The organism is Pseudomonas sp. B7(2017), from assembly GCF_002112745.1.
In the GTDB taxonomy this organism is placed as follows: Bacteria; Pseudomonadota; Gammaproteobacteria; order Pseudomonadales; family Pseudomonadaceae; genus Aquipseudomonas; species Aquipseudomonas ekonensis.
In genome coordinates, this window is record NZ_NEIP01000005.1 from 389,459 (window position 1) to 404,997 (window position 15,539).

Sequence of the window (15,539 nt, forward strand, 5' to 3'; positions counted from 1 at the left end):
ATCCTCAGATCCTGTCGAACAGGCTCAACTGGGAGATCTTGCTGAACGCCAGTTGGGCGGCCTGCAGCATGGTCTGCTGCAGGGTCAGGCGGGTCATCACCTCGGCCGGATCCGAATCGCGGATCGAGCTCTGGGTGGTGGCGTTCGCCGCGGTCAGGCTGTCGTTGGTGGTGGTCTGCTCTTCCAGCGCCTGCCCGCGGGCACCGATCGAGGTGACCGCAGAGCCGATCTGGTTCACGGCGCTGTCGATGTTGCCCAGCGCCGACTCCATGGTGCCCTGGAACTTCTGCTTGGCCACCGGATCGCCGTCGATCGGCGCCTTCAGCGCGGTGATCATCTGCCCCAGGGTGTCGAGCACGTTCTGGGTCTGGTGGTTGTTCGACTGGATCGAGAACTGGTCGCCGTTGGCCGGTGTGCCGCCGATGGCGAAGGTCACGCCGGCGGCGACGGCGTTGCCGCCTACCATGGTGCCCGACGAGATCGGCTTGCTGTCGGCCGTGATCGGCGCGGCATACAGGTCGAAGGCGGTGGCGCTGGTGAACTTGAGCACCGTGCTGCCGTTCGCCGGGAAGGTGTTGGTGTAGTCCGACGGGTTGGTGATGGTGGAACCGGTGATCACCGCCGTCGACGGGTTGCCCGGGCTGCGCGCCGTGGTGAACGAGTCAGGGCTGGCCGACAGCTGGAAGCTGTGGCCGGCGATGACGGCGTCCGGGTTGGTGTCGCCGGGCTTGAGGTTGATGTTCAGCTTCATGTCCACGCCACGGAAGCTGACCGTCTGGTTGGCGCCGTTGCTGTTGCTGATCACGCCGTTCTGGCTGGCTTCGGCGGTCACGTCGTTGCCCAGGGCATCGGTGATCTTGATCTGGGTGCTGCTCAGGAAGCTGACGGTGTACGGCTGGCCGCCGCTGAACTTGGCGTTGTAGGTCGCGGCGGTGCCGACGGTGCCGTTGGACAGCACCACACGGCCGTCGTCCACGGCCGGGGCGGTCATGGCGGTCTGGGTGCGGCTGGTGTTGATGGTCTGCTGGAACGCGTCCCAGCCGGTGGTGTTGGTGCCCACCGTCAGGCCGTCGCCGATGCCCAGGTTGATCTGGGTCTGGTCGCCGTTATAGGTGAAGGTGCCGTCGGCGTTCTGCGAGTACGGCGCGGTGTCGGTCTTGGAGCCGGAGAACAGGTAGTTGCCGTTGGCGTCCTTGGAGTTCATCAGGCCCAGCACCTGTTGCTGGATCTGGCCCAGTTCTTCGGCGTAGGCGCTGCGGTCGGCGTCGGTCTTGAATCCGTTGTTGGCGGCCAGGCCCAGTTCCTTGGCGCGCGCCAACGCGGTGTTGATCGCGTCCAGGGTGGATTCCTGCAGGTTCAGCGCGCTCTTGGTGCTGCTGATGTTGCCCTTGTACTGCTCCAGGATCGCGCTCTGCTGACCCAGAGCCAGCAGGCGGCCGGCGCCGACCGGATCGTCGGCGGCGGTGTTGATTTTGGTCAGGTTGCTGGCTTCGTTGCTGGTCGCCACGGCGTTGCTGTAGTTGCGCTGGTAGTTCGCAGCTTGCGTCTCGTAATACTGGGCGGTGGAAATGCGCATGGATTACGACTCCTTAAAGGCTGTTGATCAGCGTGCTGAAAGTTTCCTGCGCAGCCTTGATGATCTGCGAAGACGCGGTGTAGTACTGCTGGTACTTGACCAGGTTGGCGGCCTCTTCGTCCAGGACGACGCCGGACAGCGAGTCGCGGGCGCCCTTGGCCTGGTTCAGGATCACCGTGGTGGCGGCGCTGTCGGACTTGCCCTGGGCCGCCTGGGTGCCGACGTTGGTCACCAGCTTGTTGTAGGCGTCGGTCAGGCTGATGCCCTTGCTCGCCGAACCGGTGTCCACGGTCTGCTTGGTCTGCAGGCCGACCAGCGCCTGGGCGTTGCGGTTGTCCGAGGACGCCGCGCCGGTCAGGTTCATCGTGAAGGTCTCGCCGGCCTTCGGCGTGGCGCCCACGGTGGTCTGCACGGTGAAGGTCTTCTGCACCGGCGGCACGACGCTGTTGTCCATCACCGGCGCGCCGGTGGCGTCGACCATGCCCACGTTCAGGTTCAGGGTGTTGGCCTGGCCCGGCACGATGGTGCCGGTGCCGATGCTGTTGCCCTTGGCGTCGACCATGCTGTACGACTGGCTACCGCCGCTCACCGCGCCGAACACCAGCTTGACCGGCGTCGAGTACTTGAGCGCGGTCTGCATTTCCGCCTGGGCGGCCGGGTTGTAGATGTCGATGGTGCTGGTCAGCGTCGGCTGGGTGTAGGTGCCCGAGTTGTTGGCGCTGGCCACGCCGGTCAGCGGGCCGGCTGCGGCGATTTTCTTCGGATCGGTCAGCACGGTCTGGATGCTGGCGGCCGCGTTGCGGGTCGGCGTCACCTTGAACGAGTCGCCGGCGCTCAGGGCACCGCCGTTGAGCGACAGGGTGAAGCCGTCGATCACCGGAGGCGGCGTGGTGGTGGTGCTGAACGTGCCCAGGTCAGTGCCGTCGGAGCGCTTGACGGTGTAGTCGGTGGCGCTGGTGAAGGTCACCTGGTAATCGCTGGTGGTCAGCTTGCCGGTGTCCTTGATGGTCACATCGAGGTTGCCGGAGCCGGCGCTGTTGCCGTCTTTGCCGATGCTGCGCTGGCTGATCAGCGCGGCGCTGTTGATGTTGTTGAAGATCGCCGCGCCGAAGTCACCGTTCTTGTCGATGCCCTGGGCCTGCTGGCGGTTCATCTGGTCGGCCACCACCAGTGCGACGCGGCCCAGCTCGTTGAGCGACGGGTCGAGCACTTCTTTGCGGTAGGTGAGCAGGCCGCCGATTTCGCCGCCGCTGACCACCGAGGTGATGTCGATGGTGCTCGAGCCGCGGTCCATCTGCAGCGCCACGCGCGACGGGTCGTCCTTGCTCGGCACGGTGCTCAGGGTATTGATGGTGTTGCCGACGACCAGCGGCTGGCCGCTGCCGACATAGACGTCGAGGCTGGTGCCACGCTCGACGACCTGGGCGCCGACCAGCTCGGACAACTGGCGCACGGCCTCGTTGCGGCTGTCGAGCAGGTCGTTCGGCTGGCCGCCGCTGGTGGAGATCTCGCCGATCTTCTGGTTCAGCGTGGCGATCGAGGTCGCCAGCTTGTTCACCTGGGACGCCATGTCCGACAGGTTGCCGTTGATCGTGGTGTTCTGGTCGTTCAGTTGCTTGGCCAGCGCGTTGAAGCGGCTGGTCAGGGCCTGGGCGCCGGTCAGGACGGTCTGGCGGGACGTGTCGTCGGTGGGCGACGTCGCGACCGACTGCATCGACGAGAAGAACTTCTGCAGCACGCCCGTCAGGCCGGTGTTGGTTTCCGACAGCGAGGCATCCAGCGCGCTGGCCTGGACCTGGTAGGCGGCCGCTTCGCTGTTGAGCGAAGTGGCGGTGTGCAGCTGGGCCTCAAGGTAGGAGTTGTACACCCGGCGCACGTCGGCCAGGGTCGTGCCCGTGCCGATGAAGACGTTGCCGTACTGCTGCGAGGACTTGGTGCCCTGCACGGTTTGCTGGCGCGAATAACCGGCGGTGTCGACGTTGGCGATGTTATTGCCTGTCGTCGCCAGCGAGGCTTGGCTGGCGGACAGCCCCGACATCCCGATATTGAGCAAACTCATGATTTAAACCTTATTCCTTATGCCCTAGAGAGGCGTGGTGGAGGCACCCGCCGCAGCGTAGTTGGGGTAACTGCCCATCTGCCTGGCTATCTGCGAAATCTTGGTCGCGTAGTTCGGGTCGGTCGCGTAACCGGCCTTTTGCAACTCGCGTACAAACTGTTCTGGGTTATCGGCCGACTTCAGCACTTCTTGATAGCGATTGTTGCTCTGCAGCATCGTCACCAGATCGTGGAAGCTGTCCTTGTAGGAGGCGTAGGAACGGAACTCGGCCGTCTCCTTGACCATCTGGCCGTTGCGGAACTCGCTGGTGATCGCCCGGGCCGAATCGCCCTTCCAGTTGCCGCTGGCCTTGATGCCGAACAGGTTGTGGCTGCTGCTGCCGTCCTGGGCGCGCATGACCGACTTGCCCCAGCCGGTCTCCAGCGCGGCCTGGGCCACCAGGTAGCGCGGGTCGACGCCGATGCGCGCGGCGGCCTCTTTGGCCATCGGCAGCATGGTGTTGACGAATTCGTCGGCGTCGCTGAACGCGCGTTTCGCCGGCGCCAGCGGGATCTGCGCCATGGCGCGGCCGTAAATCTGCATCTGCCCGCCCGAGGCCTTGTCCGCCTCGGCCCGCGCCAGCCAGTCGCCGTTGTACAGCGGGCCTGCGCCGGTGTTGGCGGCCATGGCATTGGTGTTGGCGCCGACAGTGCTGCGCTGCGGCAACACGGTGTTCGTGGCCGTCGAGGCGGACGGCACCAGGCCGGCGAGCAAGCGGTCGGCCAGCTTCGGCGGCAGGGCCAGACGGCGCCGGTTGATCATTTCCATGTCGTTGCGGTGGGAAAGCTCGACGTTCGGCGCACGCAGCGAACGCGATGCCCACAGCGGACGCTCGCCGCTGACGCGCGACAGCGGGCCGGTGGCGGCGGTGCCGGCGGCGATCGGCGTTTCCACCGCGGCCGCCTTGGCCGCCGCCTCCCCCGGCGCCACCGGCTTGTTCTTGGTCATCTGCCGCATCAGCACGTCGGCCAGGCCGATGCCGCCGCCCTCGCGGGACAGCGACACCGCCAACTGCTGGTCGTACATTTCCTGGTACTGCTTGGCTTCCGCGGTGTTCATCGGGTTGTCCTTCCCGAGAGCCTCGGTGGCCGATCGCATCGACTTGAGCATTTCGCCCAGAAACAGCGATTCGAACTCCTGCGCCACCTTGCGCATGTTCGCGTCGCTGTTCTTGTCGCCGACCTTGAGCTGGTTCAGGCGATTGAGGTCCGAGTAGGCCCCCGAGTCGCTGCTGCTGACCAGACCGCTCTTGCGCATATCCATGGTCGCCGTCCTCAGATCACGATCAGATCGGCTTGCAGCGCGCCGGCCTGTTTCAATGCTTCAAGGATCGCCATCAGGTCGCCCGGCGCTGCGCCGACCTGGTTCACCGCACGCACGATCTCGTCGAGGGTGGTGCCCGGGCCGAACTTGAACATCGGCTTGGCTTCCTGCTCGGCGTTGACCCGCGAGCGCGGCACCACGGCAGTCTGGCCGTTGGACAGCGGGCCCGGCTGGCTGACGATCGGGTCTTCGGTGATGGTCACGGTCAGGCTGCCGTGGGTCACGGCGGCCGGTGCCACTTTCACGTTCTGACCGATGACGATGGTGCCGGTGCGCGAGTTGATGATGACCTTCGCCACGGCCTGGCCCGGATCGATTTCCAGGTTCTCCAGGATCGACAGATAGTCCACGCGCTGGCTCGGATCCAGCGGCGCGGTGACGCGGATCGAGCCGCCGTCGATGGCCTGGGCCACGCCCGGGCCGAGCATGTCGTTGATCTTGTCGACGATGCGCTTGGCGGTGGTGAAGTCGGAACGGTTCAGGTTCAGGGTCAGGCTGTTGCCCTGGTTGAAACCGCTCGGCACCGCACGCTCCACCGAGGCGCCGCCGGGGATCCGGCCGGCCGACGGAACGTTGACGGTGATCTTGGAGCCGTCACGGCCTTCGGCGTCGAAGCCGCCGACCACCAGGTTGCCCTGGGCCACGGCATAGACGTTGCCGTCGATGCCCTTGAGCGGGGTCAGCAGCAGCGTGCCGCCGCGCAGGCTCTTGGAGTTGCCGATGGACGAGACGGTGATGTCGATCTGCTGACCCGGCTTGGCGAACGCCGGCAGGTCGGCGCTGACCGACACGGCCGCGACGTTCTTGAGCTGCACGTTGCCCGATCCCGGCGGCACCTTGATGCCGAACTGCGAGAGCATGTTGTTGAAGGTCTGCAGGGTGAACGGGGTCTGCGTGGTCTGGTCGCCGGTGCCGTTGAGGCCGACCACCAGGCCGTAGCCGATCAACTGGTTGGAACGCACGCCGGAGATGCTGGCGATGTCCTTCAGCCGTTCGGCGTGTGCGTTGAAGGCCGCCGACAACAACAGCGCGGCCATCATGAGGCGCTTGAAATTCAAAGTAGCCACCTAGAAAGGGAACAGCGGGCTGAGGAAGAAACGGTCGAACCAGCCTGGCTGGCTCGCATCGGCGAACGAACCGGTGCCCGAATAGGTGATGCGCGCATCGGCGACCCGGGTCGAGGACACGGTGTTGTCGGTGGAGATGTCATCGGCACGCACCAGGCCTGCGATCCGCACCAGCTCGTCGCCGGTGTTGAGGGTCATCCACTTCTCGCCGCGCACGGCGATGATGCCGTTGGGCAGCACGTCGGCCACGGTCACGGTGATCGAGCCGGTCAGGGTGTTGCCCTGGGCCGCCTTGCTGTCGCCCTTGGTCGCGCGGTCGCCGCTGTAGCCGACGTCCAGGCTCAAGTCATTGCCGCCCAACGGGTTGTTGGTGGTGCCGCTGCCGCCGAACAGCGAAGTCAGGCCGATGCCGGTCTTGCTGTTCTTGGCCACCTGGGAGTTGGCGTTCTTGCTGGCCTGGGTCTTCTCGTTCAGGGTGATGGTGATGATGTCACCGACCCGGAACGCCTTGCGGTCGCTGTACAGGTTCTGCTCGAAGCCGGCCTGATAGATCGAGCCGTTGTTGGCCGCCGACGGCAGCGGCGTGCGCGGCAGCACCGGGGCGTAATAAGGGTCATTGGGCTTGGGCGTCGGCGCGACGCAGCCCGCGAGCGAGACCGCCCCACTCAATGCCAGAACGGATACAAAGCGATTCATGACCCTTACCTCACGGTGTTGCCGGCGGCCTCATGGCCGCCGTTCGGACTTGATTACAGATTCTGCGTTACGAACGAGAGCATCTGGTCGGCGGTGGAGATCACCTTGGAGTTCATCTCGTACGCGCGCTGGGTGGTGATCATGTTGACCATCTCTTCCACGGTGCTGACGTTGGAGGTTTCCAGCATGTTCTGCTCGGTGGTGCCGAAGCCGTTCAGGCCCGGGGTGCCGACTTGCGGCGCGCCGGAGGCGGCGGTCTCCAGGAACAGGTTGCTGCCGATGGCCTGCAGGCCGGCCGGGTTGATGAAGTCGGCGGTCTGCAGGTTGCCGATCACTTGGGAGGCCGGGTTGCCGGCGACGGTGATCGACACGGTGCCGTCCTTGCCCACGGTGAAGGTCTTGGCGTTGTCCGGGATGACGATGGCCGGCTCCAGGGCGAAACCGTTGGCGTTGACGATCTGGCCGTTGGCGTCCAGGTGGAACGTACCGTCACGGGTGTAGGACGTGGTGCCGTCCGGCTGCAGGATCTGGAAGAAACCGCGGCCGTCGATGGCCATGTCCAGCGGCTGCTCGGTGGTCTGCAGGCTGCCGGCGGTGAAGTTCTTCTGGGTGCCGACGATGCGCACACCGGTGCCCACTTGCAGGCCCGACGGCAGTTCGCTGTCCTGGGTCGACTGGGCGCCTGGCTGACGCTTGATCTGGTACAGCAGGTCCTGGAACTCGGCGCGGTCGCGCTTGAAGCCCGTGGTCGACACGTTGGCCAAGTTGTTGGAAATGGTGGTCAGGTTGGTGTCCTGGGCGGACAGACCGGTTTTGGCAACCCATAGAGCCGGAAGCATTCGATTCTCCTCGTGCGCCTGTTTTACGGCGCGACGTTCTGATAATTAGCTGATCTGCAAGACCCGAGCCATGGCCTGGTCGTCGTCTTTGGCGGTGTTCATCATCTTGACGTGCAACTCGAACTGCTTGGCCAGGGCCAGCACCGAGGTCATCTCTTCGACGGCGTTGACGTTGCTCGACTCCAGGAACCCCGACACCAGTTTGACGTTGGCGTCGGCCGGCGCAGGCTGGCCGTCCTTGGTGTGGATCGAACCGTCCAGGCCCTTGGTGATGGTCTTGATGTCCGGATTGACCAGCTTGATGCGGTCGACCTCGGCCATGACCCGCGGGCCCTCGCCCATCGCGCGGATGCTGATGGTGCCGTCTTCGCCGACTTCCACCTGCTGCTCCGGCGGCACGGCGATCGGTCCGCCGTTGCCCATGACCGGCATGCCGTTGCCGGCGCGCAGCACGCCCAGGGCGTCGATGTTCAGGCTGCCGGTGCGCACGTAGCTCTCGCCGCCGTTGGGGTTCTGCACGGCGATCCAGCCGTTGCCGCTCACGGCCACGTCCAGGTCGCGCCCGGTCTGCACCAGCGAGCCCGGGCTGAAATCCGTGGCAGGCCGTTCGCTCATGGCAAACGCACGCGCCGGAAAGCTGTCGCCGAACACCGGCATCGAACGCGCCTGTTCCAGGTCGCGCTGAAAGCCGTTGGTGGAGATGTTCGCCAGGTTGTTGGCATGGGCCTTCTGCGCCAGTGCGTTCTGGCTGGCGCCGGTCATTGCCACATAAAGGTACTTGTCCACGCTGTTTCCTCTGCCTGCCGGACGTTTGCCGCCCACTGCTGTACTGCGAAGCCATAAGCAATTTGCAGACCAACTTTTTTCTGGCGGCCGACAGCCCGGTAAACAAAGGGCTTGAGGGATTCAGCGGGGAATCGGGGGAATGGATCGAAGACGAAAAACCGGCGCGCTCCTGCCGCTTGGCGGCAATGTGTGGCGAGATGACCTGTGGCGAGACTGGCTCCCGCCGGACTGCGCAGCGTCCCCCAAGGATGTGAGCGCTTTGCGCTCAAGCGGGAGCAGGCTCCCGCGCCACTCCGGGGCTCGCTCAGGCCTCGGGGTCTTTGCCCACCTCGTACACGCGCAGTTTATTGGCGATCGTGGTGTGCGAGACGCCCAGCCGCTTGCCCAGTTGCCGGCTGCTCGGGTGCTCGGCGTACAACCGCTCCAGCACCGCCTTCTCGAAGCGCCCGACGATTTCATCGAGGCCGCCCTCCAGCGAGAAATCGCCAAGCGGCTGACGCACGCCGTAATCCGGCAGGCGGATGTGCTCGGCCTTGACCGTCCCGCCGTCGCACAGGGAAACCGCCTGGAACAGCACGTTCTCCAGTTGCCGCACGTTGCCCGGCCAGTGGTAATGGCTGAGGCGATCCATCGCCGCCGGCGCAAGCTTGGGCAGCGGGCAGCCGATCTGCCGGCTGGCCTGGTCGAGGAAGTGCTCCACCAAGGGCGTCAGGCCGTCGAGGCATTCGCGCAGGGGCGGAATGTGCAGCGACAGCACGTTGAGGCGATGGTAGAGGTCCTGACGGAACTCGCCCCGGGCGCACAGCTCGGACAAGTCCACCTGGGTCGCACAGATCACCCGCACATCCAAGTACACCTCTTCGTCGCTGCCCACCCGACGGAAGCAGCCGTCCTGCAGAAAGCGCAGCAGCTTCACTTGCAGGCGCGGGCTCATCTCGCCCACGCCGTCGAGAAACAGCGTGCCGCCCGCCGTCAGCTCCAGCAGCCCGAGCTTGCCTTCGGCCCGCGCCCCCTCGAAGGCGCCAGGGCCGTAGCCGAACAGTTCGGTCTCGGCCATCGACTCCGGCAGGCCGGCGCAGTTGAGCGCCATCAGCGGCGACTGCCCGCGCGGACTGGCCAGGTGGCAGGCCCGCGCCAGCAATTCCTTGCCGGTGCCGGTCTCGCCTTCGATCAGCAGCGGCGCATCCAGCGGCGCCATGCGCCGGGCCTCGCGCACCACCGCCGCCATGACCTTGGAACTCTGGAAGATGCTGTCGAAACCACGCAGCTCCTGCTTGCGCACGTTATAGATGCGCTCGCCGACCCGGTCCGCGCGGTGCAGGGTCAGCACCGCCCCGGCCATGGCCTCGCTGTCGTCATGCTCCGATTGCAACGGCGCGATGTCGGCCAGAAAGATGTCGCCCTTGACCTTGACCCGCATGCCGTTGATCCGCGACTTGTTGGCGCGCACCAGCTCCGGCAGGTCGAAGTCCTCGGCGTAGCGCGACAGGGGAATCCCCGGCACCTCGTCCACCCGCACCCCGAGCAGTTGCGCCGCTGCGCGGTTGGCCGCGACGATCGAGCCGCCCATGTCGATCGACAGCACCGGGAACTCCAGGGCCCCGAGCAGCGCGTTGAGTTCCATGTGCCGGCGCTCGCTGGGCATCAGCCCGACCCGCTTGACCCCGAACACCCCGGCGATGGCCTCGAACTTGGGTCGCAGCGCCTGGAACTGGAGGTTGATCAGGTTCGGGCAATGCAGGTAGATCGCGTTGCCGTGCTCCCCGCCCACCTCGCCGCGGGCGACGTTGATACCGTACTCCACCAGCAGGTTGAGAATGTCGCGCAGGATGCCGATGCGGTTCTGGCAGTGGACTTTGATACGCATAGGAAGCTCGGATAGCGGTGAATGGATGGAATGCCCGATGCAAAACCCTGTGGGAGCCAGCCTGCTGGCCCCTACAGAGGGCGGCACCGCCCTGGATTTCTGTCGGGAGGCGAAAACAGTCGTCAAGATTATGTGACACACGGGCGCGCTTTCAAACCCGAAAACCACCGCAAACGCGACGCGCCCCACAAAGCGTAACGAATAGTTTACGAATTATGGAGACCTTTCCTACGACAAACCCGTGCCGACCTGCTGCATTCCCGCCCCGCCTGCGCTAATTCTGAGTCCATCGCAGGACATAACAAGAACGAATTCCCCTCGCAGGAGAGCAGTATGAAGCACACGCAATACGTGGCCCGCGAGCCCGATGCGAACGGTTTTATCGACTACCCCGCCGAAGAGCATGCGGTGTGGAACACGCTGATCACCCGTCAGATGAAAGTGATCGAGGGCCGCGCGTGCCAGGAATACCTGGACGGCATCGAAAAGCTCGGCCTGCCCCACGACCGCATCCCGCAGCTGGGCGAAATCAACAAGGTGCTCGGCGAGACCACCGGCTGGCAGGTCGCCCGCGTGCCGGCGCTGATCCCGTTCCAGACCTTTTTCGAACTGCTGGCCAGCAAACAGTTTCCGGTGGCCACTTTCATCCGCACCCGTGAAGAGCTGGACTACCTGCAAGAGCCGGACATCTTCCACGAGATCTTCGGCCACTGCCCGCTGCTGACCAACCCGTGGTTCGCCGAATTCACCCACACCTACGGCAAGCTCGGCCTGCAGGCCACCAAGGAAGAGCGCGTGTACCTGGCGCGCCTGTACTGGATGACCATCGAGTTCGGCCTGCTGGACACCCCGCAAGGCAAGCGCATCTACGGCGGCGGCATCCTGTCCTCGCCGAAGGAAACCGTGTACAGCCTCTCGGGCGAGCCGGAGCACCAGGCCTTCGACCCGCTGGAAGCCATGCGCACCCCTTACCGCATCGACATCCTGCAGCCGCTGTACTTCGTCCTGCCGAACCTCAAGCGCCTGTTCGACCTGGCCCACGAAGACATCATGGCCATGGTCAAGCAAGGCATGGAGCTGGGCCTGCACGCACCGAAGTTTCCGCCCAAGCCCAAGGCCGCGTGACCCGCAGCTTTGACTTGCAAGTGAGTCTGTCCGTCGCCGCCGCTTTGGTTTAGCGTGGCGACACAGACGACCGATACGCCCCATAAAAAAAACACACACCCGATTTCAGGAAACATGCCATGTCCAGTTTGAACCAAGCCCATTGCGAAGCCTGCCGTGCCGATGCGCCACAAGTCAGCGACGAAGAGCTGCCGATCCTGATCAAGCAGATCCCTGACTGGAACATCGAAGTGCGCGACGGGATCATGCAGCTGGAAAAGGTCTACCTGTTCAAGAACTTCAAGCACGCGCTGGCCTTCACCAACGCCGTGGGCGACATCTCCGAGGCCGAAGGCCACCACCCTGGCCTGCTGACCGAATGGGGCAAGGTCACCGTGACCTGGTGGAGCCACTCGATCAAAGGCCTGCACCGCAACGACTTCATCATGGCCGCCCGCACCGACGACGTGGCCAAGACCGCAGAAGGACGCAAGTGATGCACTTCGACGCCATCGGCCGGGTGCCCGGCGACCCGATCCTCGGCCTGATGGAGGCCTACGCGCAGGATCCCAACCCGCGCAAGTTCGACCTCGGCGTGGGCGTCTACAAGGATGCCCAGGGCCTGACGCCGATCCCAGAAGCAGTGAAGATCGCCGAGGCGCGCCTGGTGGACAGCCAGACCACCAAGACTTACATCGGCGGCCACGGCAACCCGCTGTTCGGCAAGGTCATCAATGAACTGGTGCTGGGCGCAGACTCCGCCCTGATCGCCCAGCAGCGCGCCGGCGCCACCCAGACCCCGGGCGGCACCGGTGCCCTGCGCCTGGCCGCCGACTTCATCGCCCACTGCCTGCCGGGCCGTGGTGTGTGGCTGAGCGACCCGACCTGGCCGATCCACGAGACCATTTTCGCGGCGGCCGGCGTCAAGATCAGCCATTACCCTTACGTCGGCGCCGACAACCGCCTCGACGTGGACGCGATGATCGCCGCGCTCAACCAGGCGCCGAAGGGCGATGTGGTGCTGCTGCACGCCTGCTGCCACAACCCGACCGGCTTCGACCTGAGCCACGACGACTGGCACCGGGTGCTGGAGGTGGTGCGCAGCCGCGACCTGCTGCCGCTGATCGACTTCGCCTACCAAGGCTTCGGCGACGGCCTGGAGCAGGACGCCTGGTCGACCCGGCTGTTCGCCGCCGAACTGCCGGAGCTGCTGATCACCAGTTCCTGCTCGAAGAACTTCGGCCTGTACCGCGACCGCACCGGCGCGTTGATCGTCTGCGCGAAAACCGCCGACAAGCTGACCGACGTGCGCAGCCAACTGGCCCACATCGCCCGCAACCTGTGGTCGACGCCGCCGGACCATGGCGCGGCGGTGGTGGCGACCATCCTCGACGACCCGGAGCTCAAACGCCGCTGGGCCGACGAAGTGGAAGCCATGCGCCTGCGCATCGCCCAGCTGCGCAGCGGCCTGGTCGAGGCACTGGAGCCCCATGGCCTGCGTGAGCGCTTCGCCCACATCGGCGTGCAGCGCGGGATGTTCTCCTACACCGGCCTGTCGCCGGAGCAAGTGAAGCAGCTGCGCGACCACCACAGCGTGTACATGGTCAGCTCGGGCCGGGCCAACGTGGCCGGCATCGACGCCACCCGCCTGGTCCTGCTGGCCGAGGCCATCGCCAAGGTCTGCCGCTAAAACCCTTGCGGGGGCGGAAAAATCCGCCCCCGCAAGGGTTCGCAACCTCCCCTGTCGCTCACAAGCGTTGCATGCGCCACCAATACCTGTGGGAGCGGGCTTGCCCGCGATGACGTCAGCCCAGGCACCGCCGAACAGGATCCAGGCATCGGCTTCCACACTCCCGCCATTGACCTGTCTAGACAATCCCGCCCGTCGAAATAAACGGACATAAAAGCCTGATTGTCATTTTCAGTGCTGTATCCTTCCCAGGCTTTTTCAAAGCGCGGATCTACCAGATCTATCAACAGACTTAGCGAGGAGCGCAACCATGCACGAGATTCCGAATCTCCCCTTCCCAAGCCTGCACGTACCTGAGCAGACGACCACGCAACAGGCCGGCGCCCAACAGCCCGAGCCCAAAGAAGCCGCCGAAGGCCGCCCGGCCGACAGCGAAGAGTAAACCCCGCCGTACAGACCGTGTGGAAAGCGCTAACATGCGCTTTCCACACTGCCTGAAAGCCGACTCCGCCATGACCGACGAATCCTTCAACGAACAGCAGGCCGCCGTCCTGATCGACGCCACCGAGCGCATGATCGAGATCTGGAGCCGTCTGCCGCCGGAAAAACAGGCCGCCCTGCTCGCCCGCTTCGGCAGCGAAGAGAACGCCCTGGCCGCATTGGTCACCACGCAACTGGTCGCACCCGACAAATAGTTTTACTTTTGCACGCCCCTGCCCCATCCACGCCGGTATCATAAGCAGCCTATCTATCCTGCCTGTCCCGTGGATCGTTCCCCATGTCAGAAACCCGGCGCCCCTTGGCGGTCACGCTGCAAGTCGTCTCCATCGTCCTGTTCACCTTCATCGGCTACCTCAACATCGGCATTCCGCTCGCCGTGCTGCCCGGCTACGTCCACAGCGACCTGGGCTTCGGTGCGGTGATCGCGGGCCTGGTGATCAGCGTGCAATACCTGGCCACCCTGCTCAGCCGCCCCTATGCCGGCAAGATCATCGACAACAAGGGCAGCAAGCGTGCCGTAATGATCGGGCTGGCGGGCTGTGGCCTGAGCGGCGTGTTCATGCTGATTTCGGCGTGGACGCCCCATCTGCCGCTGCTCAGCCTGATCAGCCTGTTCATCGGCCGGCTGGTGCTGGGCAGCGCGGAAAGCCTGGTGGGCTCGGGCTCCATCGGCTGGGGAATAGGCCGGGTCGGCGCGGCGAACACCGCCAAGGTCATTTCCTGGAACGGCATCGCCAGCTACGGCGCCCTCGCGGTCGGCGCGCCGCTGGGGGTGTGGCTGGTCAGCCGCCTGGGCCTGTGGAGCATGGGCGTGAGCATCATCCTGCTGGCGGCGCTGGGGCTGCTGCTGGCCTGGCCGAAGACCGCCGCGCCTATCGTCGCCGGCGAACGCCTGCCGTTCATGCATGTGCTGGGGCGCGTCTTTCCCCACGGCTGCGGCCTGGCGCTGGGCTCGATCGGCTTCGGCACCATTGCCACCTTCATCACCCTGTACTACGCCACCCGCCAGTGGGACAACGCCGTGCTGTGCCTGAGCCTGTTCGGCGCCAGCTTCATCGGCGCGCGGCTGCTGTTCGGCAACCTGATCAACCGCCTCGGCGGCTTCCGGGTGGCGATCGCCTGCCTGTCGGTGGAAACCCTCGGCCTGTTGCTGCTGTGGCTGGCGCCGGACGCCCACTGGGCGTTGGCCGGGGCGGCGCTCAGCGGCTTCGGTTTCTCGCTGGTGTTCCCGGCGCTGGGCGTCGAGGCGGTGAACCTCGTACCGGCCTCCAGCCGCGGCGCGGCGGTGGGCGCCTACTCGCTGTTCATCGACCTGTCGCTGGGGATCACCGGGCCGCTGGCCGGGGCGATCGCGGCAGGGTTCGGCTTCGCTTCGATCTTTCTGTTCGCGGCGCTGGCGGCGCTGAGCGGCCTGGCGCTGAGCGTCTACCTGTACCGGCACACGCGCAAATATCCGCAGGACTAGAAGTCCACCTTGCCCCGTCCGGCCTTGATGTTGCCGCGCTTGGCCTTGGACTCCAGCCGACGCTTCTTGGAACCCAGGGTCGGCTTGGTCGGACGGCGTTTCTTCTCGACCTTGACGGCGCCCTGGATCAGCTCGGCGAGGCGCTCCAGCGCATCGGCGCGGTTCTGCTCCTGGGTGCGGTACTGCTGGGCCTTGATGATCAGCACGCCGTCGGCGGTGATGCGACTGTCGCGCAGCGCCAGCAGGCGCTCCTTGTAGAACTCCGGCAACGACGAGGCCGGGATGTCGAAGCGCAGGTGCACGGCGCTGGAGACCTTGTTGACGTTCTGCCCGCCCGCGCCCTGGGCGCGGATGTAGGTCAGCTCGATCTCGGCGTCGGGCAGGTGCACGTTGTTGGAAATCGCCAGCATGGAAAAGCGTCCGGATTCAGAGCGCGCAGGATACCGCGAAACCGCCCCGCCCTTGCCGCCAATCCATTGCGCAAAGGCCAGAAACGACAAACCCGGCACGGGGCCGGGTTTGTCGTT

15 protein-coding genes are annotated in these 15,539 nt (G+C 65.4%); 6 read left to right on the forward strand and 9 right to left on the reverse strand.

Features of this window, described 5'->3' with window-relative positions:
• Window positions 1-4 precede the first annotated feature (4 nt).
• The 8 genes from CAG29_RS13125 to CAG29_RS13160 all read right to left on the reverse strand — a co-directional run bounded on the left by CAG29_RS13125 (window position 5) and on the right by CAG29_RS13160 (window position 10,252).
• Window positions 5-1,576 (reverse strand): flagellar hook-associated protein 3, encoded by a 1,572-nt coding sequence (locus CAG29_RS13125; RefSeq protein WP_085640322.1) that lies wholly within the window; start codon window positions 1,574-1,576, stop codon window positions 5-7.
• 13 nt (window positions 1,577-1,589) lie between these two features.
• Complete coding sequence (gene flgK / locus CAG29_RS13130; protein WP_085694626.1) at window positions 1,590-3,635, reverse strand: flagellar hook-associated protein FlgK; 2,046 nt, start codon at window positions 3,633-3,635, stop codon at window positions 1,590-1,592.
• 24 nt (window positions 3,636-3,659) lie between these two features.
• Window positions 3,660-4,937 carry a flagellar assembly peptidoglycan hydrolase FlgJ gene (gene flgJ / locus CAG29_RS13135; protein WP_085577842.1) on the reverse strand — a complete coding sequence of 426 codons (1,278 nt, stop codon included), beginning with the start codon at window positions 4,935-4,937 and terminating at the stop codon, window positions 3,660-3,662.
• Between the two features lie 11 nt (window positions 4,938-4,948).
• Window positions 4,949-6,037 (reverse strand): flagellar basal body P-ring protein FlgI, encoded by a 1,089-nt coding sequence (locus CAG29_RS13140; RefSeq protein ID WP_085577892.1) that lies wholly within the window; start codon window positions 6,035-6,037, stop codon window positions 4,949-4,951.
• A 27-nt stretch (window positions 6,038-6,064) separates the two neighbouring features.
• Window positions 6,065-6,760, reverse strand: coding sequence for a flagellar basal body L-ring protein FlgH (gene flgH, locus CAG29_RS13145; RefSeq protein ID WP_085577843.1), 696 nt, complete (start codon window positions 6,758-6,760; stop codon window positions 6,065-6,067).
• Window positions 6,761-6,813: 53 nt separating this feature from the next.
• Window positions 6,814-7,599: a flagellar basal-body rod protein FlgG gene (flgG, locus tag CAG29_RS13150; RefSeq protein ID WP_085577844.1), complete on the reverse strand. Its 786-nt coding sequence runs from the start codon at window positions 7,597-7,599 to the stop codon at window positions 6,814-6,816.
• Between the two features lie 45 nt (window positions 7,600-7,644).
• Window positions 7,645-8,385 (reverse strand): flagellar basal body rod protein FlgF, encoded by a 741-nt coding sequence (locus tag CAG29_RS13155; RefSeq protein ID WP_085577845.1) that lies wholly within the window; start codon window positions 8,383-8,385, stop codon window positions 7,645-7,647.
• A gap of 304 nt (window positions 8,386-8,689) precedes the next feature.
• Window positions 8,690-10,252 carry a sigma-54-dependent transcriptional regulator gene (locus tag CAG29_RS13160; protein WP_085577846.1) on the reverse strand — a complete coding sequence of 521 codons (1,563 nt, stop codon included), beginning with the start codon at window positions 10,250-10,252 and terminating at the stop codon, window positions 8,690-8,692.
• 288 nt (window positions 10,253-10,540) lie between these two features.
• Between CAG29_RS13160 and phhA the strand changes: the two genes are divergently transcribed.
• From phhA to CAG29_RS13185, 6 genes are all read left to right on the forward strand, one after another.
• Window positions 10,541-11,377, forward strand: coding sequence for a phenylalanine 4-monooxygenase (phhA, locus tag CAG29_RS13165; protein WP_256575465.1), 837 nt, complete (start codon window positions 10,541-10,543; stop codon window positions 11,375-11,377).
• Window positions 11,378-11,496: 119 nt separating this feature from the next.
• Window positions 11,497-11,853 carry a 4a-hydroxytetrahydrobiopterin dehydratase gene (locus CAG29_RS13170; RefSeq protein ID WP_085577848.1) on the forward strand — a complete coding sequence of 119 codons (357 nt, stop codon included), beginning with the start codon at window positions 11,497-11,499 and terminating at the stop codon, window positions 11,851-11,853.
• A complete protein-coding gene (locus CAG29_RS13175; protein ID WP_085694627.1) occupies window positions 11,853-13,046 on the forward strand; it encodes an amino acid aminotransferase in 1,194 nt (397 codons plus the stop codon). The genes CAG29_RS13170 and CAG29_RS13175 overlap by 1 nt, the downstream gene beginning before the upstream one ends.
• Window positions 13,047-13,356: 310 nt before the next feature.
• On the forward strand, window positions 13,357-13,488 hold the full coding sequence (locus CAG29_RS28775; RefSeq protein ID WP_256575451.1) for a hypothetical protein: 132 nt from the start codon (window positions 13,357-13,359) through the stop codon (window positions 13,486-13,488).
• Window positions 13,489-13,522: 34 nt separating this feature from the next.
• The gene (locus CAG29_RS13180) at window positions 13,523-13,741 is read left to right on the forward strand and encodes a hypothetical protein (RefSeq protein WP_085631102.1); all 219 of its coding nucleotides are present in this window, start codon (window positions 13,523-13,525) and stop codon (window positions 13,739-13,741) included.
• A gap of 83 nt (window positions 13,742-13,824) precedes the next feature.
• On the forward strand, window positions 13,825-15,012 hold the full coding sequence (locus tag CAG29_RS13185; RefSeq protein WP_085577851.1) for an MFS transporter: 1,188 nt from the start codon (window positions 13,825-13,827) through the stop codon (window positions 15,010-15,012).
• Here CAG29_RS13185 and arfB read toward each other — a convergent pair.
• Window positions 15,009-15,422 carry an alternative ribosome rescue aminoacyl-tRNA hydrolase ArfB gene (gene arfB / locus CAG29_RS13190; protein ID WP_085577852.1) on the reverse strand — a complete coding sequence of 138 codons (414 nt, stop codon included), beginning with the start codon at window positions 15,420-15,422 and terminating at the stop codon, window positions 15,009-15,011. The genes CAG29_RS13185 and arfB overlap by 4 nt on opposite strands.
• Window positions 15,423-15,539 lie beyond the last annotated feature (117 nt).

What these genes read in the sequence shown, in the direction of transcription:
- flgJ (WP_085577842.1), bottom strand. Translation starts at nt 4,937, where the DNA reads ATGGATATGCGCAAGAGCGGTCTGGTCAGCAGCAGCGACTCGGGGGCC.
- CAG29_RS13170 (WP_085577848.1), top strand. Translation starts at nt 11,497, where the DNA reads ATGTCCAGTTTGAACCAAGCCCATTGCGAAGCCTGCCGTGCCGATGCG.
- CAG29_RS13180 (WP_085631102.1), top strand. Translation starts at nt 13,523, where the DNA reads ATGCGCTTTCCACACTGCCTGAAAGCCGACTCCGCCATGACCGACGAA.
- CAG29_RS13175 (WP_085694627.1), top strand. Translation starts at nt 11,853, where the DNA reads ATGCACTTCGACGCCATCGGCCGGGTGCCCGGCGACCCGATCCTCGGC.
- CAG29_RS28775 (WP_256575451.1), top strand. Translation starts at nt 13,357, where the DNA reads ATGCACGAGATTCCGAATCTCCCCTTCCCAAGCCTGCACGTACCTGAG.
- CAG29_RS13160 (WP_085577846.1), bottom strand. Translation starts at nt 10,252, where the DNA reads ATGCGTATCAAAGTCCACTGCCAGAACCGCATCGGCATCCTGCGCGAC.
- flgG (WP_085577844.1), bottom strand. Translation starts at nt 7,599, where the DNA reads ATGCTTCCGGCTCTATGGGTTGCCAAAACCGGTCTGTCCGCCCAGGAC.
- CAG29_RS13185 (WP_085577851.1), top strand. Translation starts at nt 13,825, where the DNA reads ATGTCAGAAACCCGGCGCCCCTTGGCGGTCACGCTGCAAGTCGTCTCC.
- flgK (WP_085694626.1), bottom strand. Translation starts at nt 3,635, where the DNA reads ATGAGTTTGCTCAATATCGGGATGTCGGGGCTGTCCGCCAGCCAAGCC.
- CAG29_RS13125 (WP_085640322.1), bottom strand. Translation starts at nt 1,576, where the DNA reads ATGCGCATTTCCACCGCCCAGTATTACGAGACGCAAGCTGCGAACTAC.
- CAG29_RS13140 (WP_085577892.1), bottom strand. Translation starts at nt 6,037, where the DNA reads ATGATGGCCGCGCTGTTGTTGTCGGCGGCCTTCAACGCACACGCCGAA.
- arfB (WP_085577852.1), bottom strand. Translation starts at nt 15,422, where the DNA reads ATGCTGGCGATTTCCAACAACGTGCACCTGCCCGACGCCGAGATCGAG.
- flgH (WP_085577843.1), bottom strand. Translation starts at nt 6,760, where the DNA reads ATGAATCGCTTTGTATCCGTTCTGGCATTGAGTGGGGCGGTCTCGCTC.